Origin of the sequence: Nitrospira japonica (assembly GCF_900169565.1) — a bacterium.
Taxonomy (GTDB): domain Bacteria; phylum Nitrospirota; class Nitrospiria; order Nitrospirales; family Nitrospiraceae; genus Nitrospira_C; species Nitrospira_C japonica_A.
In genome coordinates this window covers 1812243-1837297 of record NZ_LT828648.1, presented here as the reverse complement: position 1 = coordinate 1837297, position 25055 = coordinate 1812243, and the positions used below count along the sequence as shown (strand labels likewise).

19 protein-coding genes are annotated in these 25055 nt (G+C 49.8%); 11 read left to right on the top strand and 8 right to left on the bottom strand.

Annotated features, from left to right (window positions below; all coding sequences use genetic code 11):
• Positions 1-118 precede the first annotated feature (118 nt).
• Together NSJP_RS08780 and NSJP_RS08775 are read left to right on the top strand one after the other, a co-directional pair.
• On the top strand, positions 119-2875 hold the full coding sequence (locus tag NSJP_RS08780) for a DUF7948 domain-containing protein (RefSeq protein WP_172834245.1): 2757 nt from the start codon (positions 119-121) through the stop codon (positions 2873-2875).
• A gap of 208 nt (positions 2876-3083) precedes the next feature.
• On the top strand, positions 3084-4097 hold the full coding sequence (locus tag NSJP_RS08775) for a HEAT repeat domain-containing protein (protein WP_080886531.1): 1014 nt from the start codon (positions 3084-3086) through the stop codon (positions 4095-4097).
• Between the two features lie 314 nt (positions 4098-4411).
• Here NSJP_RS08775 and NSJP_RS08770 read toward each other — a convergent pair whose 3' ends face one another.
• Both NSJP_RS08770 and NSJP_RS20095 read right to left on the bottom strand, forming a co-directional pair.
• Positions 4412-4708, bottom strand: a complete 297-nt coding sequence (locus NSJP_RS08770) for a hypothetical protein (protein ID WP_080886530.1) — start codon at positions 4706-4708, stop codon at positions 4412-4414.
• A 75-nt stretch (positions 4709-4783) separates the two neighbouring features.
• Positions 4784-4975 (bottom strand): energy transducer TonB, encoded by a 192-nt coding sequence (locus NSJP_RS20095; RefSeq protein ID WP_407938646.1) that lies wholly within the window; start codon positions 4973-4975, stop codon positions 4784-4786.
• A gap of 217 nt (positions 4976-5192) precedes the next feature.
• Here NSJP_RS20095 and NSJP_RS08765 point away from each other — a divergent pair, with 217 nt between their 5' ends.
• A complete protein-coding gene (locus NSJP_RS08765; RefSeq protein ID WP_172834244.1) occupies positions 5193-6170 on the top strand; it encodes an ankyrin repeat domain-containing protein in 978 nt (325 codons plus the stop codon).
• A 324-nt stretch (positions 6171-6494) separates the two neighbouring features.
• Here the strand turns inward: NSJP_RS08765 and NSJP_RS08760 are convergent, their stop codons facing one another.
• The 3 genes from NSJP_RS08760 to NSJP_RS08750 all read right to left on the bottom strand — a co-directional run bounded on the left by NSJP_RS08760 (position 6495) and on the right by NSJP_RS08750 (position 10093).
• Positions 6495-7685 (bottom strand): restriction endonuclease, encoded by a 1191-nt coding sequence (locus tag NSJP_RS08760; RefSeq protein ID WP_080886528.1) that lies wholly within the window; start codon positions 7683-7685, stop codon positions 6495-6497.
• A 68-nt stretch (positions 7686-7753) separates the two neighbouring features.
• Positions 7754-9100: a hypothetical protein gene (locus NSJP_RS08755; protein WP_080886527.1), complete on the bottom strand. Its 1347-nt coding sequence runs from the start codon at positions 9098-9100 to the stop codon at positions 7754-7756.
• Between the two features lie 282 nt (positions 9101-9382).
• The gene (locus NSJP_RS08750) at positions 9383-10093 is read right to left on the bottom strand and encodes a hypothetical protein (protein WP_155970001.1); all 711 of its coding nucleotides are present in this window, start codon (positions 10091-10093) and stop codon (positions 9383-9385) included.
• Between the two features lie 997 nt (positions 10094-11090).
• Here NSJP_RS08750 and NSJP_RS08745 point away from each other — a divergent pair.
• The 8 genes from NSJP_RS08745 to NSJP_RS08710 all read left to right on the top strand — a co-directional run bounded on the left by NSJP_RS08745 (position 11091) and on the right by NSJP_RS08710 (position 22270).
• Positions 11091-12038 (top strand): replication initiation factor domain-containing protein, encoded by a 948-nt coding sequence (locus NSJP_RS08745; RefSeq protein ID WP_172834243.1) that lies wholly within the window; start codon positions 11091-11093, stop codon positions 12036-12038.
• A gap of 47 nt (positions 12039-12085) precedes the next feature.
• Entirely contained in the window at positions 12086-12397 is a 312-nt protein-coding gene (locus NSJP_RS08740) for a helix-turn-helix domain-containing protein (RefSeq protein WP_080886524.1), read from the top strand.
• A complete protein-coding gene (locus tag NSJP_RS08735; RefSeq protein ID WP_080886523.1) occupies positions 12384-13466 on the top strand; it encodes a tyrosine-type recombinase/integrase in 1083 nt (360 codons plus the stop codon). The genes NSJP_RS08740 and NSJP_RS08735 overlap by 14 nt, the downstream gene beginning before the upstream one ends.
• 346 nt (positions 13467-13812) lie before the next feature.
• Positions 13813-14124 carry a DUF433 domain-containing protein gene (locus tag NSJP_RS08730; protein WP_080886522.1) on the top strand — a complete coding sequence of 104 codons (312 nt, stop codon included), beginning with the start codon at positions 13813-13815 and terminating at the stop codon, positions 14122-14124.
• A complete protein-coding gene (locus tag NSJP_RS08725; protein WP_080886521.1) occupies positions 14108-14440 on the top strand; it encodes a DUF5615 family PIN-like protein in 333 nt (110 codons plus the stop codon). Before NSJP_RS08730 ends, NSJP_RS08725 begins: the two co-directional genes overlap by 17 nt.
• 148 nt (positions 14441-14588) lie before the next feature.
• The gene (locus tag NSJP_RS08720) at positions 14589-14750 is read left to right on the top strand and encodes a JAB domain-containing protein (protein WP_080886520.1); all 162 of its coding nucleotides are present in this window, start codon (positions 14589-14591) and stop codon (positions 14748-14750) included.
• Positions 14751-15683: 933 nt separating this feature from the next.
• On the top strand, positions 15684-16850 hold the full coding sequence (locus NSJP_RS08715; protein WP_080886519.1) for a hypothetical protein: 1167 nt from the start codon (positions 15684-15686) through the stop codon (positions 16848-16850).
• A gap of 248 nt (positions 16851-17098) precedes the next feature.
• The gene (locus NSJP_RS08710) at positions 17099-22270 is read left to right on the top strand and encodes an ankyrin repeat domain-containing protein (protein ID WP_080886518.1); all 5172 of its coding nucleotides are present in this window, start codon (positions 17099-17101) and stop codon (positions 22268-22270) included.
• A 46-nt stretch (positions 22271-22316) separates the two neighbouring features.
• Here NSJP_RS08710 and NSJP_RS19235 read toward each other — a convergent pair whose 3' ends face one another.
• The 3 genes from NSJP_RS19235 to NSJP_RS08700 form a co-directional block, all read right to left on the bottom strand.
• Positions 22317-23045, bottom strand: coding sequence for a type IV secretion protein DotN (locus NSJP_RS19235; RefSeq protein ID WP_155969999.1), 729 nt, complete (start codon positions 23043-23045; stop codon positions 22317-22319).
• Positions 23046-23657: 612 nt separating this feature from the next.
• Positions 23658-24650, bottom strand: a complete 993-nt coding sequence (locus NSJP_RS08705) for a caspase family protein (RefSeq protein ID WP_080886517.1) — start codon at positions 24648-24650, stop codon at positions 23658-23660.
• Positions 24640-25011 (bottom strand): TIR domain-containing protein, encoded by a 372-nt coding sequence (locus NSJP_RS08700; protein WP_080886516.1) that lies wholly within the window; start codon positions 25009-25011, stop codon positions 24640-24642. Before NSJP_RS08700 ends, NSJP_RS08705 begins: the two co-directional genes overlap by 11 nt.
• Positions 25012-25055: the final 44 nt, after the last annotated feature.

The window sequence follows — 25055 nt, the reverse complement described above, 5'->3', positions numbered from 1 at the left end:
TGTCTACTTCTCTAGAGCTTATCCAGTTCGACGACAGTCGTTTTTGAATAACAACGCAACTCTCACGCTAGTTGGGTAGTGGCGCAGTGGGATGCATTCACAACAAGGAGGTCGAGCTATGCAGAGGAACCGTCGCGGGGCTGCAATCCTGAGGGGAATTCTTTTAGCTATTGCTCTGAGTTTCACGTTGTCGAATGAAATTGCGGCAGCTCCAAAGATTACAGACGGACCAGCATCCTCAATGGTAGAGGTGAAATCCGCTTACGGACGGCTTCCTCTGAACTTTGAAGCGAACCAGGGGCAGACTGACTCACAGGTGAAATATTTAGCCCGCGGTCCGGGATACACGGTGTTCTTGACTCCCGATGAGACCGTGCTAACACTTCGACCTTCCTCTCCTAGTTTCTCGCATCACCGTAATGCGACTGGTTTGGAAACTGCACGACTTGATGAAAGCACTGTTCTAAGGCTAACGTTGGCTGGACGAAATGCTCCCACTCCATTCAACGGTGCAGACGAATTGACTGGTCAGGTCAACTATCTGCTCGGCAATAACCCGGAAATGTGGCGAACTAGTATTCGCATGTACGAGAAAGTGGTGCAGCCGCAAGTATATCCAGGCATCGACATCGTCTATTACGGTAACCAGCAACAACTCGAATTTGACTTCGTCGTGGCGCCTGGTGCAGACCCTCGTGCAATCAAACTTGTCGTAGGCGGAAGCGACCGGTTGAAGATTGGCGTCCATGGGGATTTGCGATTGCATGCGGGCAAGGCACTGCAACTGCAGCGCCCACGAGCCTTTCAAGATAAGAATGGAGCAAGAGAGGAAATCTCCGCCCACTACATTCTCACCGACAACCAGGAAGTAAGCTTTGAGGTGGGCGCGTATGATAGAAGTCGACCACTAATTATCGACCCCACACTCGTCTACGCGACCTACATCGGCGGAAGCAATGCCGATTATGGCTACAGCATAGCCATCGACGTGTCAGGTAATGCTTATATAACGGGCGAAGTACAATCGACAAACTTTCCAACCACCGCCGGTGTTGTCCAGCCTGCTTACGGCGGAGCTACTACAGATGCCTTTGTAGTTAAGCTCAATTCAACAGCCACGGCCCGGGTGTTCTCCACATTCCTCGGCGGCACTTCAGACGATGTCGGTAACAGCCTTGCCGTCGATGTAGCGGGAAACATCTATGTGACCGGTGTGACCAGTTCCGCTAATTTCCCCATTACCCCTGGCGTGTTTCAGGCAAGCTCAGGCGGAGGCCCTGATGCGTTTGTCGCGAAGCTTGGTTCCTCAGGCACGACATTGATTTATTCAACGTATCTCGGAGGAAATGATTTAGAAGCGGGCCTCGGGATCGCTGTTGACGAGGCGGGCAATGCATATGTGGCCGGCACGACAGGCTCAGGCAATTTTCCTACCACTCTTGGAGCCCTTCAAACCACGTGGGGTGGCACGAATGACGGATTTGTCACAGCGTTAAACGCGACGGGAACCTCCCTTTTGTATTCCACCTATCTTGGCGGGAATAGCTACGACTTCGCGAGGGGGATTGCGTTAGACACTCCTGGGAATGCCTATGTGACAGGGAATACCGCCTCGAGCAATTTCCCTACGACGCTAGGTGCAGTCCAGACTACCTTTGGTGGTCCTGGTGGAACATTTGCAGGAGGGGATGCCTTTATCGCGAAAGTTGATCCAACCGGATCGTCTCTCATCTATTCAACCTTTCTGGGCGGGAGTGGGAATGATCTTGGGTACAAGATTGCCTTGGACGGATCCAACAATGCGTATGTGATCGGTCAGACAAGTTCAGGAGGCAACTTCCCTGTCACGGCTGGGGCGTATCAAACAAGCTACGGTGGCGGGCTCGCTGATGCATTTGTCGCTGCGATTGATGTGACCGGGATGTCGCTAATTTATGCCACTTATCTCGGAGGCAACTCTTTCGACCTGGGTTATGGAATTGCTGTCGATGGATCAAGTAATGCATATGTAACGGGAGAGACTTCCTCAAGTAATTTCCCCACAACTCCTGGAGCGATTCAAGAGACCTCAGGGGGATCCAATGCATACGTCACCAAGGTCGATCCAACTGGGACCACCGTAGTCTATTCAACCTTTCTGGGTGGGAGCAGCTCTTCGGGAGGACAAGGCATTACGGTAGACAGTTCGGGGAACGCCTATGTGACAGGTTACGCCTCGTCGAACTTTCCCACCACACCGGGTGTTGTTCAGCCGACCTTCGCGGGAAATGTGGATGGGTTTATTGCCAAGATAAGTGATGCCAATTCCCCGACATCTAATTTCTATCTCCATGGTAGTGGCGGGAACAATAACCCTATTGCCCTGTTCCTAAATGGCGCCAATCCCAGTGCGACAACCCCGAAATACAGGGACTCGGTCGGGATCAACTTCAATAAGGGAAACCCTTGGAAAGAGATTGGCACATGGACGGCCTCTCCCTCTCTATCAAGTGGAACACTTACGGCACCCAGCAACCTCAATATTTGGGTGGGGCTAAAGAACAGCGACGATCAGGGGACGCAATTTGATGTGCAGGCAGAAGTGTACAAGAACAGCAGCCTGGTGGCGGCTGGGGAGACTCGTTGCGTCACGGGAGTGACCCGCAATGACAATCTCGCGAAACAAGTCGCTGTAGCCATCACCACTCTTCTAGGTGGAAGCTTTAATGGGACGAGTGATGTGCTAAGTCTAAAGATCAGTACCCGCATTGGGACCAATGCTGACTCCACTAAGTGTTCAGGCCCCGGTGGAAGTCACAACAATGCGACGGGTTTGCGTGTCTATTTTGACTCAACCAGTCGGCCGGCAGCCCTAGTTGGGACGTTTGTGCCGTAACGGGCAAATATAGACAACTGCTGAGGATGGGGTCTCGCAGATTGAACCCCCTATCCTCTCCAGTTTGGCCTGACGGACTGCGACTTGAGGATTTGTGCGCGATTGCAGAGATCAGACGTGCGGTTCAACAACTGGTAAGGCGCGATAGCTGGCGCTTTCAAACAGAACGGTGTGAAGAAGGGTGACACGATTATCGCGAGAGAAAAAGATGCGCAGCATTGTGAAAGCAAAGAGGAAGCGTAAGAGAACTTTCCATACTAGGTTGACACAAGTCGATCCCACGTCGACCATCATTGTCCATGGAACCTGGGCGAACGATGAAGACTGGTGGCGATGGGGTGCTGAGTTTCCTGCTTATCTCGATCAGCACACCAACGATGTCTACAAAGGAGCGGACTTCTTTAGTTGGAGCGGCGGCGTGAGTCATAAAGATCGGACTGAAGGAGGAAAGGCGCTGCAACGATGGGTTGTGGCACACCCTACCGAAAAGCTCCGTATTGTAGCCCACAGCCACGGAGGAAACGTGGCATTCTTGGCGAGCCATGACGGATTAAAGATCCACACGCTGATTCTCCTGGGCACGCCCATCCGTACCGACTACTCGCCGAGCATGAAGAACATACGATACATCTACAATGTGTATTCGCCGGATGATGGGTGGCAGACTGCAGGCGCAGAGCCCTACCCACGGGGTGAAGGTAAGACCAAAGGGCAGATTCTTCCTGAAGCGTCGGACAATCTCAAAGTGGGGGGAAGTCATTTTGACCTCCACACCAGTTCACTCTGGAAGAACTACAAGCTTGAACGCATCATTGGTACACTGAGTACGATGTCGACCGACCAAGAACTGGTGCTCCGCCAAGAACTGCTGATACTTCGATTACGAGAAGGCGATCGCCAGGAACGATTGGAAGCCATTCTCGATCTTGCGCGCATGATGAGCACGAATGCCGCACCGGTACTTCGTGAACGGTTGGAGAACGATGAGCCGTCCATCCAGATCTACGCGGCCTATGCGCTCCACCGTATAGCAGGGGATAAGCGAGGCGTACCGATTCTCTTGTACTACCTCCAGGGCCCCAATAAGGATTTGCGTGAGGGTGCCGTCTATGCGCTGGGACTCATGGGCAAAGGGATCTTACCGGATTTGAGAGCTGCTTTAGCGAAAGCGCCACATTCAGCATCCATTCGGCGGATAATGCATGAAGTAAGGAAACAGTAGAGCTATCAGGCACAACCTTGGCGGGGATCCGCAGGAGTTGAAGTGTTTGAAAAGACTGGAGCCGGCGACCCGGATTGAACGGGCGACCTGCGGTTTACGAAATTAGGAAGAAAGAAATCGCTAAAGCTCGGTGATGAAAGAGGTTTCCCCGTTTTTCTGTGAATAGACAATGCGTTAACGGATTCGACTACTTCTACTGATTGTGGGGGTTAAGATCTAGATCGAAGAGTTCTAGCACAAATTTAGCACAGCCAACTCCTGTTCCTGCCGCGCACCATCTGTAATCAGCATGGGACGGCGCCCAAGTGCCCTATTCACTTTTGGCAGCTTACCTGTTCGCCTCCACACGTTGGACATGACCAACCTTCCAGCCATAAAAGGTTTCCCTGACGCTTACCATTCATGTCCAGTTTTGACTCCATAGGGATGCGACACACTGCACAAAATTTCTTATACCCTAGAGCATTCTTCAAGTCATTGGTGATCCGTGCCAGCTCCAGGAGAAATTTCAGCATTGCATCAGCATATTCGGGATGGTGTTCCCTGAAGAGTTCTGCATGCGCTTGTGCTGAGGTAAGGGGATTAAGAAAGTCCTGGGGATGGCGATCCATTGAACACCTCCTTTTGCCGAAAGTCAGAAGTGTGGGCTCCCCGGCAGGCTACTTCAGAACTCTCCAAGACAAAGCTTACCTCATTTTGAAAGTCATCGGAACATAGATAGTTTTCGTAGGCGTGTTGGAGTGGTGCTTGAACGAGATCGGTGCGATGCTTTGCACAACATCTACAACGACTTGATCCAAAATCGGATGAGAAGAACTTTGCACAAGCCAGGTGTGGGAGATTTTGCCTAGATTTGTGACGACCACTGATAAAATCACGCATGGTCCAGGAAAAGGGGTTAGGGAGATCGAATGAGAAGAGAAAGGAATTGGGCAGTTTAGGTCAGTTTGGGCCTGATGAGGACCGCTTGGGACATACGCCTGCTGCGCTTGTCGCGCAACAAATACCTGCTAACATAATATGCACCCGATGAGTAAGCATGGACAGTACGTCGGATTGCCTTACCTTGGGAAAGCGTCTACAAGAGCACCCGGCATGGGAAGATTCTCGCCGCTATTCATACTGGTCCTTACTCTCCTTCAAGGTGGATGTGGGACTATTGTCAGTAGAAATGTTGACCCTTATCAGGATCGTGGATCGCAGGAAGGGGACCTTGTATATCCGAGGACAAGAATATACGGAGGCGTGGCCGCTGATATTCACTGGATTAGATATGAATACCGCTCAAAAACCACTTCGAACATACCGCTGCCGTTAGATATTCCACTTAGCTTTGCCGCTGATACCGTTTTGCTACCGCTTACCGTGTATGAACAGTTCTTTATAGGAGCACTTCCCGTGGCCGCGGAGAAAGGCGATCTCACGGCTGTCAAGTTGATGCTCGAAAAAGGTGAAAATGTAGAGTCAAGGGACAGTTGGGGCCATTCCGCATTAATGAGCGCGGCCTGGGCAGGTCATGATGAGATTGTGCAAGTTCTGCTAGAGAACGGCGGAGCTATCAACGGGAAAACTAGACAAGGCTTGACGCCATTGTTCTATGCCGTCCTGAATGGCCATACAGCAACCGCGCGGCGATTGTTAGATCAAGGCGCAGACCCTAATAGTCTGTGGTCAGGGGAAACAACCCCTCTCATGGTTGCTGCTGGAAAGGGGAACAAGGAGTTGGTCGATGCTCTCATCGCAAAAGGGGCTGACGTCAACGCTAGAGGGATGTTCCAGTTCACACCACTTATACATGCGGCGATGGAAGGTCACACAGAAACTGTCCAAGTTCTCCTCACCAATGGGGCCATTGTTAATGCAAAAGATAATGCTGGCGGGACAGCACTGATTCATGCAGCGTGTGAGGGCCGGGAAGAGACTGTGGTTCTTCTCTTGCAGAATGGAGCAGATGTAAATGCAAAGCGGTTTACCAAACCAGCCCATCCCTCAAACTCTGCGTTGGGATGCGCAATTCATAACAAGCATGCAGCAATAGCGGAGAGGCTCAAGCAGGAAGGAGCCACACTGTGAGTACTGCAGAGATAATTACACGCAAGGGAAAGACTGTAAGAGCCGGGCGTTTTAGTCTCACCAGTTTTCTGGCGTTCGTAAAGCTTGGAAGCTAGCACCAATTAGGAGGCGAAGTCGCAGTTCGGTCAAAACACGGACTCCATACCTGAAAAGAGGAGCCGACCACCCGACGTGAAAGGGCGACCTGCAGATTACGAAATTTAGGAGATAGAAACTGCTAAGGCTCGGTGATGTAAGTGGTTTCCCCGCTTTTCGATGAAACGACAATGCCTTATCGGATTCGAATGCTTTAGCACAGTACTGTCAGATTCACTCTCTGCTTTACTACCGAAGACCAAACTCAGCGATGATTGCTGGACGGCTCGCAAGTAACAATTCCAAATGGCTTTCTGGCCACATTTCAATTCTTAAAGCACTGTCAGAGCGGTTCTGCCTCTCGATGATAGAGACAGCATCGGAAGAGAACCGGCCTGAAGTCGCAATCACATGAACATCCACTCTGGGGGGTTCCCACAGTTTCATTTGTTCTTTGAGCGTAGCAATTTCAGAGGGACCTACGCTTTTGGATTGCCAGTGCTTGCATTGGATGATGACACGATGTCGCACAGCCCCGGCTAGTGGGTCCGAATAGACGCGATAGACAGAAAGATCTCGTCCTCTATCAGGAGCATTCGTCTTCATTAGCCATTCGGGATTTTCATATTGTTGTTCTGAGGAAATAAGCGCAAATATAAGACGCTCGAAGTCTTCGTCTGTGAGATGCATCCATAGCAGTTTTGTTACGACTCGACCACGAGGTTTTTTGCTAACAAGGGCACCAAGATCCTCTACATCGACAGGAACCGGCTCCCTTTCTCCATACAGTGACTTTCTCAGTCCTGCCTTTACACTCGGCCAGTCATGCTTGATGATATCCTGAAGGTCACCAAGCATGCCAAAGTGCAAGTGCCGATGCAGGTCCGACCATCTGGCAGGCATTGGCACGCTACTCCCTAGCAGAGCACTAATCTGAGCAGCGTTCTCCTTGATTTGTTCGAATTCCGGATCCGCTATCGTCTCATTGAGAGGCGATTCTTCATCGAGTAACTTTCCTAGCTTTCTCAAATTTCCATCAATGGCATCAATTAACTCAATCAAGGCATCTCGAATCAGTTCACGACGCTTCTGATTGAAACGGTAGCGATACTCACGGAGCTGCCGAGTTGGCGCGCCAATTTCTCGCTCCACGTTGTTTATACATGAAACCTCCCCTAACTCCAGTGCGTCCAATCGATTTTGTGCAATTTCATCTAACTCCAAGATCGCAATAGTGGGCTTCCAACCGTCAATTTTTGGCAATGCTGAAAGCAGCACGTTGAAACTTCTGCAATTTGCTTCATACTCTGGATTCACACCAAACACGATCCCCTCTGGGATGGCGGACTCTATATCGCAAAGCACCTTTTCTGCTTTGCCAAGATTGGCTTCTGCGGCTTCAAAATGTCGAAGGGTATCATTCAACGTGCTGTCAGCCATTCAGCCTCCGAAAGATCAAAATGAAAAGAGTCGCCTGACTGGATGACCTTGATCACCACAATTCCGGACTAGGGCTTCAGGAGTTTCTGCATTTGCTCGAAGATATCAGTGAATTCTTTGAGCGACTTCATACTTAATTTAGAGGCACTGCGATCCTCAAATACCTTGTCAGTTGGAGAAGAGAAAACCTTTCCTATCGATTCGATTATGAAAGTGGCATAGCGATCACGTTCAGCTTGTTTGGATTTGTCGGTGAGTTTATCAACTAGTTCCTGGTAAGGGATCAATGAGATTGAGATATTGGATTTAAAGGCGTATTCCTCCTCTAGCCTTCTCTCACGAGAGTATTGCAGCGTGCAAAATGTTATTAGAAATATGATCGGTATGGAGATCGTAAGCTTAAGGTAGAACGCGGTGTCAAGCGTTTCCGGCACGGTCGATATTATCCATCCAGTGAAACCGAGGGAAATACAAATAAGACCGACGATTGCATAAATCCAAAATTGCTTCGATTTTACTAGCGATTCTTTTCTCGTTTGGAAAGAGTGGAAGAGAGAAAACCCTGTGGCCTTCTGGATCTGAAGTTTAATGAGGTCTTCAAGCTCTTTTAGTTGCGATATGAGCCGTCCCGTTTCGGCTGAATGTTCTGCGACAGTGTTTTCCGCGTCGGTGCTCATTTTGACAAGCTTGTCTCGATAGGTATCAATTTGACTGAGGAACTCTTGAATTTTGTTTTCGATTGCAGCTACTGCTGATTGGCTGGCCTTGGCATTCGCCGAGAATTGCGAGGACGCAACATCGGACTGTTGAATTGTCTGTAACAACGCTCCTACTTTTTGATTTGCCTCTGATGATGTAGACAGATTGTCATTTATCTTCCTAAGAGTTTCATGTGACTCACCAAGTAATCGATGAAGCGATGCCGCTTGATCTGAAGCTTGCGTCTGGATCTTATCAAGGGATTCTTTTACCCGAAGCCCATCTTGCAACTCGGCCTTCAGCTTCGTCGCATCCAATTCCAGTTGTTTTAGCTGATTCATTTTAGTTTCTAAGCCAAGAACTTCTCCTGACAATTTATGGAGACCGAACGTCCATACAGCAAAATGCAACGCTTCAATTACATTTACGAGATTAACTACTTGATCTGTGCCATTAATAATTTCTGCCTGGAGCCTTTGTATATTTTCTAGCAAAGGGAGTAGGTTTTTCTGTACGGAAAGAGGGAGCTGGATCAATTTGCTTTGGGCGATAGACTCTTTAAGTATGGCGCGGGCTGAGTTCAAATTTATGAATGACTCTTCGAGTGAGATATCTCCCTTGTTGGGATCAAAGCCTAATTCCTTGCACTTCTTGATAATTGCATTCTGAGCGTCTTCACTTAAGGAATTTAGTAACTCTAGTATTCGCTCAATCACAGTAGTCCCTCCACTTTATTAATCTAGACCGTGGGATTCTAAAGTGTGCAGCAAGGTATGTTCAAGAAGATGTAGATATTACATGTATTTAGGCGGGGCATGGGGTTACCTGTCATTAAGCCAGCAATGCGTCCTTCCTAGGAGCGGAGCTGAAAGGAGTGAGAAAAGGACAAATGAAATAGTTTTGGGTGAATGACAAGGAGATGACGACGCGGAAGCCGGGGGGGGCTATGTGGTTTCCGAAGTTATGAAAGATGAAATCTGTGAACCTCGGTGAACTTGTTAGTGAGGACCAGCCAAATAAAGAATTGCTCCCAGAGCCTGTTTGAAAACCTCACTTGCAAATTGAAATAGATCTCGGGTGCTAGTGGAACTTTGCAGATGGTCAACGCCAATGCTGAGCAACACGCTAACAGCTATATGCATCCAGTCCTTTCGACCAAACTCACCAGCTTTTTGCTCAAGATAATCAAACCGCGCATCAATCATCTTCCATTGTGCTTCGCTAAGTTCGTGAGTTTTGTGAATGTACCTTTTAATTTCCTCGATGGCATTACGAACACGCGGCAGCTCCTCGTTGGTAAATGGAAGATTGTCGGATGACTGTTGATCAGTGTCCCGAATAAGTTGAGTGTCCTTTACTAGACCTTCCCATAGGTCGGGTAATTCAGTCTCCCGCATAATGTAGCTGAGCCATCTGGCGAAGTTTAGTGTAACAACGGACCACTCTCCGGCTTCGTCACCTTCAAGCTTCGTTTCTCTCCCTGGAGAATACTGAACAAAGAATCCGTACTCTCCATCCCTGTTTTCCGCTCTATCAACTACAAAATAGTACCCAGTGGGTATATGGCGCAATGCAGGAACAGTCTTAAAGTTGCCCGTAACGGACGCCCAGCGTATCCACTCAAATTCGGAGGGAGAAAACTTGTTGTCTTGTAGCATGAGGAACATTTCGTTCCTTTGGGAAGTGAGTAGTTTGAGTTCTTCTTGCACAATATCTCCTATGGACAATTCCGAGCGTCGCGTTCACTTGCTGGGTATACCATGCTTAAGCCTGGTATATAGCTTTTGGAGTTCCCTATACGGGCGGTCGGTTTGGTGCAATCTGGTTCTGAGGCAAACTGGAGACAAAAACGCTCAAACCGGTCTATGATGCTGTCTTCCAACAACTCCAAGAACTGCTGGTGGCCGGTGTATTGATGACTAAAATAAGGCGGCGTACTGTAAGGTATTGAATAGATATTCTCGCCAGTGGGATAGGACGTCCAAAAACTTCTCTCATGCTCAAAAGTAGATAGCCGGGGTTCCGCCTCGGTTATCTTTGAATGGAACAAGATCGGTGCACCATCTCTCTAAATTTCGACTCCCCTGACCAGATCTTCTACGCTGATCGACATAGACGGTCAAGTTGACGCCAATTACTGTACGGATCAATACGAAGTTGGAGAGATAGCCATTCCCGTCCGGAAACATTCTTGCGAAGAATGTTCGGGTTCTTCTCTTTTGCGATAGCCATCCCCCCAATTCTTGTCGGAGCATTCAACTACAGGAAGTAGTCAGCGCTCCTATGTACCACTACATATTGACCTATTGCTAAAACTTGGCTACAAGGGCTCCTGCAGATTCTTAAGATGGCGCTTCACCGATTTAGAGAAACGGGAGCGTGAAGACCCGCGCCGGACGGCCTAGCGAGTCCGGACGGCGCGGGTCCCCGGCGCCCCCGTCCCGGTAACACGGGGGCGCAAACTACAAGGGTCACTATAGGGATTCTCGGAATTCCATGAGTTCTGGATTCACTCTAACCATCGACTGGCTCGCATTCACGCTCCCTCGATCAAACAGACAGACCGTCATGACTGTCGTCGAGGGTGAATGGTCACGAGCCAATAGCGGGTTTCGCGGGTATCCTCTGTCGTGGATTCTGGCTCCTAACACACGGGGTATTGGCAAGATGGGATCAGGAAGACCGTCCGACCCAGCAGAAGTGCATGTGGACCTCTCGGGCGGCATCGTATCAAGCTGGCCAGCCGAAAGATTACAGGCTGTTCTTCGGTGGGTCTTTGAGGAAGGTGGCCATTTAACTCGATTGGATTGTGCCCTCGACGATCGAGAATCCTCAGTCCAGGTTGAACGCGTTAAGCAGGCAGTTGAGGGTGGGCAGTGTGTGACACGGGCAGGCCGGTTTCAGGCGCTCTATGGCGCTTCCATGGCGGATGGTGCCATCACAGGCCAGACCCTCTATTTTGGAAGTCCAAAAAGCCATACGATGCTTAGAGTGTACGACAAGCGACTTGAGGCTCGCTCGAAAGGGCGCGAGGACTGCGAACAATTTGGCGTCCGGTGGGAGCTCGAACTCCGCAAAGAACGCGCGAACGCTTGCGGGCAGGCACTCGCAGCACTTCCTGCCTCCGATTGGATCGAGTATGTGGTGTCCATCCTTCGCGGATACATTGATTTTCGAGACACGACGCGTGAAGCCTTGTCGGTTGAGCGATGTCGCGCACCGCTACTGCCATGGTGGTTCACACTCACGGAAGGCTTTGCCAAGGGTCGCTTTGTCCTGGAACATGCCCCTCGGACGATTGAAGATGTGAAACGATGGATTCGCGATTCGGTCGCGCCCATGCTGGCTGTTGCCTGCGCAGCTCCCGAGGCTGGTGATGCTTGGCTGACTCGGACAATCGTTGATAGCACCGAGCGTTGGAAAGATCGACACCGCCGGCTCGCGAGGGGAAACCGCGGGCTCGTGCGCGCCACAACGGTTTCCCCACAACCTATTACTCAAGGAGGCTTACGCGATAACGTAGCGGTTACGGATTCACGTGTCCTTAAAAAAGCTTCAACAATTAAAGCCCCATACATTCTAAAAACACATACAAACCATACAACTACAAACAACACGGGGCACACACAAGGAAGCACTGATGATCATTTATAAAACTATCTATATCCGTAGCCCTCACGGTTCACCGTGTGAGGGATACCATGCTCACGATCAAAGACCTGTCCGCTCGTCTGAACATTAAGGTCTCGACTCTCTACGCCTGGGTTGCACAAGGGAAAATTCCCTGTCGTAAGATCTACGGCCTTATCCGCTTTGAGCCTGAAGAGATCGACCGCTGGCTGACTTCGCTGCAACCCCCTCCCCTTTCGTCTGCTCCATGCAGAATATCTAGCCCTGACACGGACATTGACCGCCTTATTGCCGACGCTAAGCGCACCGCATATACTCCCCGCCACGGGGAAACCATATCACCGAGCCCTGAGGGAAAGGAGCATGACGATGGGGCTCGTTAAACGTGGCAATGTGTGGTGGATGTCTTTCACGTATGAGGGACGGCAAATTCGGCGGTCGACCGAGACTTCAGACAAGCGCCTTGCTGAAGCCATACTCGGGAAGGTGAAGGTTGAAATTGTCGAGGGAAAGTATTTTGACAAACCGAGGGAAGAGGCCAAGACGTTCTTGCAACTGATGGAGCGCTACCTCCGAGAACATGCGAGTAGACGGATGCACTATCGTCGGTACGTGAACATGGTGGACAATTTGAAGGCCTTCTTTGGCAATCCGAAACTCCATCATGTGACACCGAAGACTATCGTGGCGTTCAAGAACAAACGCTATGTGGATGGTGTCATGCCGGCGACGATCAACCGAGAACTGGCCGTGCTCAAGAAGGCTTTCAACTTGGCCTGTCGTGAGTGGGAATGGACGCGAGATAACCCAGTGTGTCGGGTATCGATGGAACGGGAACAGAACACCCGTGATCGTTGGTTAACGGAGGCGGAAGAAGGGCGACTGCTCAAGACAGCCCTTCCATGGCTGAGAGAGCTAATCCTCTTCGCGGCTCATACCGGCATGCGCCGGGGAGAAATTCTCGCGTTAAACTGGAACGGTGTAGATTTCGTGCGGCGGACCGTCACGGTCTTTCGATCAAAGAACGGCGAACGGCGCACGATTCCTATTAATCAGACCGTACAGGACATTCTCACGAAGCGGTATGAAACACGAGGCGATGCCAGCCAAACCGGGGAAAGCTTGGTCTTCGGCAGTGAAGCCCAGACGTGTCTCGATGGCAGCAATCTGAGACGGGCATTTATTGCGGCGCTGAAGGCGGCCAAGATCGAGAATCTTCACTTTCATGATCTGCGGCATACCTTTGCGACGCGACTCGTCCAAGCAGGAGTGGACCTGTACAAAGTCCAACGACTGCTTGGCCATAAGTCGCCAAGCATGACCCAACGGTATGCCCACCATTTCCCTGAGAGTCTACGGGATGGGGTGGAGATCCTGGACCGGCAACGGTTGATTAGCACAATTTCAGCACAGCCGGCAGGTGGAGCGATGGTGGATTGTGTAAACGGTTGAAAAGTGGAGCCGGCGACCCGGATTGAACGGGCGACCTGCGGTTTACGAACTGTAACAGATCCAACCTCAGACTACCTAACCCCGCGAGAAACAACAACGCAAGACTCCCCCGACATGGGTGAAGATGGGGCTAGTTTGTCCTATCCTGGTAGCAGCGCGGTAGCAGATGACTCTGAGCAGAGTGCTACATAATTTTGATTACAAGACCCCTTCAGCGCGTGCTCCAAGCGTCTGATCACCGAAACTCCCTTTTACTCTATTCAACAGTTCGCCGGTGGTTCTGGTGTATCAGAAACAACTCTGCTACATTAGAACCCGTTGATAGTGCAAGTCTGGGGGAAGCCTCATGACCACAAAGACATTAGATCAACACATTGAAACGAGCCTTGATATTGCCGGGGGGAAACCCCGTATTGCAGGCCATCGTATTACCGTGCGCGATATTGTCATATGGCATGAACGGTTGGGGAAAAGTGTCGATGAAATTGCCAGCGACTACGGTCTGACGCTGGCCGATGTCCATGCCGCCCTCGCATACTATTTTGATCATCGCGCCGATATCGACAAAGACATGGCTGACGGCCAGGCCTTTGCCGAGTCCTTACGCCAAGCCACGCCCTCCAAGCTCAAGCACAAGCTGAATGCCGGGAAAAATTAGGTTCTATCTCGACGAACACGTTCCCAGAGCCGTTGTACAAGGCTTACGCGAACGAGGCGTTGATATCAAGACAGTGGGTGAAGCAGGACTCCTCAGCGCACCCGATACCGCGCATATGCAACAAGCCCGTGCTGAACGGCGGGTGATTTTTACGCAAGATAGCGATTTCCTCCGTCTCCATGCCGCTGGGCATACTCATTGCGGCATCGTGTACGCCCCACAAGGTACGTCGATTGGAGAGACCATTCATGGCTTGATGTTACTCCACCAGATCCTCAAGGCTGACGAGATGGAAGGACACGTCGAGTTCTTGTAAGCACGCTCCGCACCACTCTCTTTGCCCTCTTTGAGGGCAGTCCTCACGACCTCCCATATGCTTCAGATTGTCAGGCGCGGTTGATCATGTCATACGGTACTCCGGAAAGAGGACACTAAACGTATGCCCTACCTCTTGAGAGCCACGCTTGCCGCCTCCCAAAAACTCCCCTTTGATTTCAATTGAGGATCGGACGCTCACCACACGACTGCGGGAAGGTGGAGACCTACTAGGCATCAGGCTGCTCGACCACCTCATTTTCGGTGACGACCGTCTTTATAGTTTTGCCGATCAGGGCTGGCCGCTGTGAGGCTCTGGTTCACATATTCTCATCGCTAGTTGATGGTTCTTCCACGGACACATCTCGGCCGGGTCCTGAGTGCTCGTCAGACTTAGATCGCTGGAGCCAAATTGTGGTGGATAGCCTGGCAGCACTAGTCGCCCGCATCAAGACTCTTGCATCGTGGCGATCAAGGCACCCAGTATCTTCCGTGGTTTTATCAACAGCTCTTAGTACGGCGCGGCGTGATATCGAGCATGAGTTGGAAGAGTAATTGCTACGACAATGCCTCTGTCGAGAGCTTCTTCAGTTCATTGAAGAACAAATTGGTGTCGGATTAGTGTTTCCAGAATCATGCAGAAGCCCGGTATGTGATTACGGAAGGTATCTAGGTCTTCTATAACCGTTATCGGCTTCATCAGACGCTCGGTTATCTGATTTCTGACGAGCTCGAATGGTAGGACAGTGGTTCCTATAATATCCGTCTGTTGTTTTGATGCGACATCGTTCTATCAGTGCAAAATGGTACCGAGGTATTTCTACGTCGTCACACAGATAGCTCCTTGACTGATATCCCAGAGACTCCGATAATGCGCCGTGTCGGAATGGATGAGAACTCCCGCGCATGCACGCTAATAGACTCCAACAGTTAGGTTTTGGCTGGAGTAGGCAGCGGCAAGTACGTGTGGCCAGTGTGATCGTGATGTTGAAGTGCTGAGTTTGACTCTATGTCCTTAATGGATAACGACGGGGAAGATTTGGGCCATTCGAGTCTTCATTAGGCAAAGTTTTCGGAGCTGGAACACCAACAATCTTGTGCCTGGGGTGAGCAGGACGGTAGCCACCCTTGATTATCAGTACCGTGGTGAAGAGAGCCACGGTACTGCGACCTGTGGGTGCTCAGATGGGAACCTTCAACACGGGTCCCAGTACCCAACTCTAGCAAGACAAGGGGTGCATCAAATGATTGAATCTATCGCACAGATTTACGCTCAGGTACAGCCTGATAGCTGGCGCCAACGCCAGGACTTCAGCGCTGAAATTAGAGAAGCCCAAGCAATGCTATTTGATGAAGCCTCTAAGGGCAGGAAGGATGCCATTGCGAAGATTCTAGGTAAGTGGCTCGAACGCTATCAGCCCTGCCTTTTTGGACGAGTTGCTGCCAGGTTGGATCTGATTGAGTACTGTGTGTTGTTGGAGGAGGACCTCTATAAATCGGATGAGGAAGTCCTGTCTCTTATTCAAGATGCACGAACTCGATGGACACGTGATGGGTTCTACGGCCGGAAGAACGCGTTTATTATTTTTGCGGTCTCACCGAGACTTTCCAGTGCACTGCCAGATGCTACGATGATGCGTTTAGCCAGAAGACTTGCCTTTCTATATCTGAGACAAGAGGTCGAACCGGACCAGATTTACTTTGATGAGTTGTATCTTGAAATACCGGGGAATAGCAAAACTACCTGGAAATGGCCTACGGGAATCAATTACTTTGCGGCTCACGGTGACGGGAGATGGTGGCACGATCATCGGATACCGGGCGGCATAGCTTTTTCGATTAACTCCATTGGTCACATGGTAAAGTCCGGCCGCCTCGCCAAAGGCATGAATGACTTGCTCGAACTCGTTGATTCGGCAGAGGAGGGATGGAATCCGTCCCTTGTTGATTCCCTCGACAAGGCATTGGACCTATCAATGCGAACAATTAACGGTGCTTCTGATACTGTATCTGGGAGGGCAACCTTCTTATTGCCAATTACCGAAGAGGAGAGGCAGAGATTGCCGACGTGCCCCATTCAACTTCCTAAACTGTTGGCAGGCAATAATCATTGTGAGTATGCCGGCTTCTATCATACTGATTACACAATCCCCTCAGAATATTTCTTGCCGGATGTCGAACGGCCCATAGGCACAACAAAACATATACTGGACTTTACATATCTTTTCAGAGGAGACGTGAATAACCCAGATTATGACCAACTGGGTAGCGGAACACGGATTAGAGGCGGAATAGATATGGCAACGCAAGCGAGCTCCGTGAGGGCTAACAAAGGAACACCGATAGCAGTTGATGTCGCTGACGTGCCTAGACTAGTAGCAGCTTTGGGCAATGAAGGACAGATGAGCTAGCCTGGGCCTGACAGACAGCCTGAACAGGGCAAGATCCCCCAGGGACGTGTCTCGATGGGTACAGGTAGACGTGGGAACTTTCACCTCTATGAGATCCATCTTGGCTCCGACTTGTCGAGAACGTTTGGAAATGGGTCATGCGGAAGGCATGGTGTCCTGTGATTTCACTGATACATCAGGTGACGAAAACCTATCGACTGAAGCGAGAATCTCCTTTCGATCAGTCATGCAACGGATTGGTCTGAGACATGGCAGCGCCTAACTTTCCGCGATTGACGGAACCTGGTGTTTTCATTGCGTCTCCGCGCGACGTACAGCGTCTGCGAAATAGAGCAGTGGATCTTCTCAATGAACTACAGAGTGACATACGCGATGCCCAAGCGCACAAAATCGTGGCCTATGAGATAGATGATAGACCTTCTGAGCGTAACGATGCCATCCCAGCCCAGTTGCAAATGTATCGGCCTGATGATCCCTTATGCAAAGCAGTTATCTGCTTTTTTGGAGAACAGATTGGTACCCCATTAGGAGAGAATTTCACAATAGAGTGTCTGGCACCTCTGGATCCCTTAAAAAAGGAGGAAAAAGACTATGGACTTGTCCATCCGTGGAAACCGGAGAAAGCGGAAAAAGGCGGATTTGCGCTGACAGGCAGCACATTCGAATTACTAGCCACGGTGGCAGCAAACCGGCTTAGCCCCGAGAGACAGCCACCGCTACATCTCCGTTTTATTGGGCCAACGGATACCGGTGGGATTCTACCACCTATGGACGGAGGCTGGGGTAACCGATTTTTACGAGGGAGATTAGGAGACAAATTTCCCAACCAATCTGATGCGTACTGCCGATTGCTACAGGACACAAAGGAGCATATTCAGCAGCTGTACAATTTAGTGCAATTCCTTAGATCACCAAGATTAAACGTAACCGTACATTTCACAGAAAGCGACGATTCATTCATCTCTGATCTTCGGCAATTTCTCGTAGCGCAGCTGAGGCTTCACGCACCTTCTGAAGGTCGCAACATTTTTAAGGGGCTGGAATACTATGACGTACAAGACTCCTCACTTTATTGCTGGCTAAGAGAAGATCTAACCGAAGCGCACGTTGCGTACACCAGGGCACTGAATCACCCTGAAAAGGTCAGATGCCATTGGATTATTGGGCCAAGTGGTTGCGGTAAATCATCCTTTATCCGTGCCGGCATTATTGGGCGGCTTGTGAGCGAAACTCATAGAGGGCAATCGATACCGTGCGTTATGCGGCCAAACGAAATTGTGCCGCGCAGCATCCTGGATAATCAGACACAGACGGACGTCGATCTAGCCGACGTGGTGCTCCGCAAGGTATTCCATCGCTGTGTGAAGAGCATTGCCACAGAATTGAAGTGTAGTCGCCCCCATGATCCACTCCCCACACAGGTCGTGGAAGACGAGCTGAGCCAATTTGATGTCTTTCCTCCTCCAGAGGCTAAAGCTCAGTGGTGTGCACGGCGCATTGAACAATTGTTAGATTGTAATCGGCGCAATCCTGAGCTGAGCAATATCTCCTTTCTCCTTGGGTTCGATCAGTTTGAGGAATTCGTCGACATGCTTGACGATGCCAGGCTGCGTCCAGGCTTGGATGCAGTTGTTAATTTCATCAAGCTAGCCCTTGGGGTTACCGGCATCTCTCTGTTCATGACCTTACGAAGTAATCGTGTAGAGCGCATGGCTCACCACAAGGGCTTGAACGAATTATTTTCTGATGGCTGGAAGCAATATATCGGTATTCCGACCGAATCAGGGATGAAAAATATTATCCACACCTCCTTTAAACTCACTAATCGAATTAAACTCGACGATCGTGCAGTAGAACTTATAGCGGAAAGTATTCGACAGTATGGAGACAACCCAAGAAGAAAGGACCAACCTGGTAGTTCCCTTCCACTGGTTTCCGTCACCCTAAAACGACTCTATGAACATGCAGAAGGGTTAATACAGGAAAAACAGCAGCGGAGGAAAGAATACGCTTCACAAATATCAGACCGGTTTTCGGACGTAAAAGGAGGCGAACCGCAAGGGTCTACCATCAACTCCGGAGAAGGCAGCGAAGAGGCAAGATCTCCCAAAATACGGCTACTGGACCAGGATAAGGATCATGGTCAGGAACTGGATCACGATGAGCTTTTTACTGTGACTGAGGATAATTCGCGCGGCTATTTGCGGATTGATGATGCTATCACGCAACTGGCTGAGGACGCATGGGGCAAAGCGAAGAAGAAAATAGGGCTATCATGGGAAGATGGCATGGTCGGCACTCTATTGCGGCGTTTGGTGGTTCTACAAGACATTGCAGATGATCGGTTCTCTTTCCCTGATGCTGCCATTCCTACAGAATTTGGTCCAAGAGTGTTAGCAGAATCACTGATCGACAATAAGCTTCTAATTCCTGAAGAGGGTAAACGAGTTCGTCTGGTTCACGAGGCAGTGTTGGAACATTGGACTGCGGCCAAATCATGGTTGGAGGCGGAGGGTCCAGTTCACGAACAGGCCGCAACACTGAAGGCACTTCAAAAGGTATTAGCGAAGGTGTCAGAAAAGGCTGGTGAGGAACATGCTAGTGTTACACTTAAGGTCATTGCGGACTCTCTCTTCGTGAAGGACGCTGCAATTATCCTTGCAGTCTGGTACGACAAACTGTTCGACGAGAAGGTAACCAATACTTCGGAAAGGAACCAAGAGCTTCGAGAATTTTGCCTGAATCTCATTCGTCTGCATTGCAGGCCCGGAGAATTGGTCGAGAGTTCTATTGGCCAGACACACCATTTGATATTGGCGGCGAATTACAACCGCAACGATATCGTACGTGAGATGCTTCAGGCTGATCCCAGTAGCGTAAATGTTCAGAACTCCAAGCACAGGACTGCGATTTTCGCGCCGTGCTTCTACGGCAATGCCGATCTCCTGGACATATTGCTGGAATACAAGGCGAATCCAGATTTTCCTGACAAGGAAGGCTGGCGCCCAATTCATTATGCCGCCGCCTCTGGATCTTTGGATTGTCTTAAGCGCCTTCTTACGAAAGATGTGTATCTTGGAGGAACAGACACTCCTCATGAGACTGCGCCTATTCACACGGCGGCCAGCTCCAACCATGTGCACTGTGTTCATTCTCTCGTTGAGAAAGACAAGACATTACTTGTATGTCGTAATGCCATGGGGCAAACACCTCTCCATATCGCGGCTTCGAACGGTGCCCTGGAGGCGATTCAGGTTCTCAATGAGTTGGGAGCTGATGCTAATGAATCGACAAAAGACGGCTGGAAGGCGGTCCACTATGCAGCGAGGGAGAACCATCCAGCGGTAATTCGCATCCTTCGAGAAATAGGCGCAGATCTCGATGCATCCCTTCCTAATCAAGCAACTGCGCTTCATATCGCAGCCCACAACGGGCACATGGACGTGGTTAAATGCTTGTTCGAGTCTCATGTAAATGTCGATGCACCTGCCTTGAATAGCTGTTGGTCTGATACCGAAAAAGCCAAAACTCGAATTAATTACCGCCAGGACAAGAAGAAATGTGGCGATATCAGTGAATTTGACTGGACACCACTGCACTTTGCCGTTGCGTCAGGGCACGATGAAGTCGTCTCATACCTACTAGAAGCAAGAGCTAATCCAAATTTACCAAGTGGTTCCGGGGAGACGCCTCTGCATTTTGCCGGTCGTCATGATGGCGTGAAAATCGTCAAGCAACTTTGTGCCAATGGTGCAAACAAAGAAGTCCGAGATAGAAATGGCAAGGGCCAAACACCATTGATAGCAGCTCTTGCGCGAAAGGCTTTCGCCGGCGCACAAGCATTAGCTTCGGAAAGAGCGGATCTACAGTCCTATATTTCGGAAGATCCAATCAAGATTGAAGAAGAATGGTCACCACTTCACTTCTGGTCTTACAAAGGTGATACGGAGGTCGTACAATTTCTCCTACGCAATCGTGCAAAGATTGACGCACAAAACACCGAGGGGTACCGTCCCCTTCATCTTGCAGCGGCAAGAGCCCACTTCGATGTCGTAATGTTGCTCCTCGATCATGGAGCAACTCCAGATTTAATAGCAAAAGACAACCATACGCCTATCACCCTTGCATGTTTGGCTGGTGCACTTAATGTAGTGAGCCAACTATATCAAAGGGTTGATAGCCCGTTAAGTGCTAGGGAGAATATCCCGTCGCTACTACATTACGGAGTTCTGTCTGGTAATGTTGCTATCGTAAATTTTCTTCTTTCAAAAGATCATCCAGTGGACCATCTAGACGCTTTTGGTTTCACGCCACTCCATCTCGCGATACAAGAAGGGCACTTGGAGATTGTGCGTTGTTTAGTTAGGGCCGGGGCAGACCTTGAGTACCCAGCAAGAACACCTTTGATCATGCCTATTCATCTTGCTGCGGAGGGTGGACACAGCGAGATCATTAGACATCTCCACGAGAATCATGTACCCCTGGATGCGGTGACAAATGAACGCCCCGCACCTATCTTGCTTGCCATGCGGTACGGGCATATTGATGCGGTTAAGACGCTTCTATTACTTGGTGCACCCATCTCGCAATTGGATTCTATTAGCGGAGAATCACTGGCTGACACCTTCGTGGAATTTTATAAGAAAGAGGCAGAAAATGGGTCCTATCCGGCTCCTGACCAGGAGCTCATTGATGCCCTAGAGACGTCAGGTTTTGAGGTTGTAAAATATCTCCCAACACCTCCAAGAAGTAAGATGTTGAGCCCTGACTCGTCAGTACTGTCTGCTTCTTCCGGCAATGTGTGGAATTATGTATGGAACGATGTTCCCAGAGAGGTCAGGGAGCGTTTGATCGCGACGCTTACTTCAATGGACAATAGCTACTGTATCAGTCGGGAGACGACAGATATTAAGCTAGCCCGGCTGAGTTGGTACGATCAAGTTTCTTTGCTGCGCGTTGCCGATTCCAATTGGCAGAAACCTGATCTTTACCTTTACTATCTAATTGAGGAAGGTGAGCAGCGAGCGTTTTATTGGCTGAATGGCACATCGCCGCCGATTCACCAGGTGAATAAAAAAGCGCCAATCAAGCTGAACCAAAAAAATGCCTTGGATTATCTCCGGTTCTTCAATTTCTTTGTACGTGGTGAAGAGGGCCCGTTTTACATCGTCGAAGATCCCAAAGACCCAATGATTCCTCGGCACGCTGACGTCCAACGTGCATTAGAAGGGGTTGTGCGGCCTGCTACATTTGAAGGCATCAATGAGAAGGGTCACTTCTTATGCGACGGGGTAGTCTTTTATTCAAATGCGCTTTTCATTGCTAATTTTTCCATCAATCCAACAGGGATGGTCAATATGTTGGATGACGATCCGATAGCTGTAAATCTACCTAAAAAAATCGAACTCCCAATATCTTGATAGCTTGGCTGGCAAATGCCCTGGTAGAGGGGGGGCTGGTTTGTGTCTATTGGTTTCCGCGATATGGACCGTCTCGTTTTGTTAACCTTTCGATGAAGTGCTCTAGAATCGTTGAGGCTTTTTCTCCGTAAAGCGGCCCATTCTTTGATCGCCAAAATGCGAGAATTTGTGGGAACTGATTGAATTCTAGCTCGCTCTCACGGACGATACGGCGATCCAACGGCATGAGTCTAAGTCCCTCTTCTATCACCGGTGGTTGCAATTGTGCATGCATGCCCTCCTTCCGAGTTCGAAGAGATTTTACCAATTCTTCTGGATCATCGCTTCCGAAGCGCCTTCGGGCGTGTCCCCGAGTTTCCACGAGGCGATCTAGGACTGAACGAGCCTTAGTGGCACCCAGCCCCTGGGTAATTCGGCAAACATAGACGGCGGGCATGACTCGATTCAACTCAATTTGTGATACTTCAGGGAGCCAGATGAGCACGCCTGAGCGGTATTGTGGAACAAGATTTAAGTGGGCAACTTGTTCACAAAATATACAGCTTGTGACGAGATTATTGAGATCACGCAAAGGTTCACTTACTGGTACAATCTGTTGATACTTAGCGCTCCTGAAACCACAAAATTGGCAGGTGTGATGATCTCTGGCCGTGACTGATCGGACAATACAAGATGTCTTTCGGAAATCCCGAAACCCAAGACGCGCCGAAACACGATACAGATCGACTTCAGGTTCAAGACCAAAAGTAAGTTTAGTTTGCCGGAGTTCTTTCATCGTCTCTCGTTACAACTTGGCTATACTGAAGAAAAGCGAGTCACGGCGCATGGGGCGTTGTCCACGAGACCATGTCTGTGGCAATCGAGGCATTGCGATGTACCTTCCTGTTCTTAGCGAACACTTGCCGAGCGTTGACGTGAATTCCCATGCCGTGGCGTGGCATTATTGATTCTGGCCACGCATTTCTTTGAATAGTTGGGTAAACCATAGGCACAGGCTCCTAAATTCCTCGTCGTTAGCATTTACCCATGGCTCAATCATCGTGGCTGTGTTGGGTATCTGGTTGGCTCGCAGAAAAGCTAACTTTTCACGCAAACCTCTCCACTGCCCACTATGAGTCTGTTTGACATCGTCGACATTATGATGCACCGAAGTACGACATCACACTTTTTTAACATCGCGCAGACCTGTAGAACCCATCCTGCTTCAGGGTTAATGCCATTCTTGTAATTCGTCTCCACTTTGTGTCCAAGATCCTCAAAGCATGAGTCCATCCTCTTTACCACTGCTAGAACTTCTGGCGTGTAGGAATAGATAATTCCGATTGTCATTTGGACATGCCAGTCGACCGGTTACGCGCTAAGGTAGAGCAGCGCGGGCATTCAGTCATCATATCCGACCATTCTGAACGAGCCGACGATAGTGCATCCCAAGTGGGGTGAGTTTGCATGATTTGTATTCCATCGCTGCATGCCACATGTGCGGGGCATCTACAGGAACAACCAAGTTAATTCGGTTATACGCTTGGAGAATTCGAAACTTCTCAGTATTCCGAGGGTCTGGTGGTGGCATGCCAGGACCGCGCCCCTTAACCTCTGGCTCGAATGATGGATTCAACGGAAATGGATATTCATCGGACGGGAAAAACTCCGCTATCCTCTTAAGATCAGCAAGCGCTATTGGCGCACGCACCGTTCTTATGGGAACGAACTCATGGACGTTTGTCTTAAATACTGGGCGTTGTCCTAGCTTCCCAAGAGACTGATCGACGTGCGCATAGATGCTGCCGAAAGTAATGTGGCCGGTAATGCTTGCGGCACTGCCAGTTAGTGCATCAACGAACAGACTTGTGAAGAGGCCTCTCCCGTCCTGTTCAGTAGAATACTGCTCTGCAGTGGATGCAGTAAGTATTGTAAGCCCTTGCGACAAGAGTGCAAGTTCCCCAGTTACGGGTGGCGTTCCGGCACTCCCCGAATAACAGCAGTCCAAAACAATCGCTCTGTTTCTTGACCGGATCTTCTTGGCTGCATCGTTGGCCATTTGGAGTATCTCAGTGAGAGATATCCCATCGTCGCTACGTCTGGAATCAGATGTGAGAAGGTAAGTGTCCGTTGCGGTAATGTCACCATGCCCTGCGAAATAGAATAGAGCATAATCAACGTTCGCCATAAATAGTTGACTCAGGCTATCTCTTAGTTGGAATTTCGTAATCGGATTAGTTTGACTGCTTCCGGTCAGAAGCTTGCACTCAAAATTGAGAGAACCATCATCGTGACGCTCCAAAACACTCTTGACTGAGTTCGCATCGTTAACACATCCATAGAGCCTTTTGTAATGCTCGTAGAGATCGATGCCGACGATCACTGCGATTCTAGATGTCATTGATAAACCTCCCAATAGTTTCCCAAGTCCATGGGATAGTCGCGAGGTCCGGCAGATAGGTTCTGTCATGTGTGTACGCCCAAATACCAAGAATTGGCTTGGTTTCACCTCGTGCGCACTGAAGCTCCCATTTCTGCCCACTTGAATTCAAAGAGTTCCTACTGACCAGTGCGATCACGCCATCCGAACGGCGAATGCGGGTGCGAACACGCTCTTTCCACTCCGACGAATACGCCTCTTTCACCGACATATCGACGTACTCGAACGGACATTGAGTATTCAAGGACTGTCCTTTGAGGAAGTCTCTCTGCCTTTCGTCCTCAATGGCAAATGCGACAAATATGACCTTGGGGTTCGCCATATCATCTCCTATTCCAAAGAGACCTGTGCCTGGTGCGGAGTAAC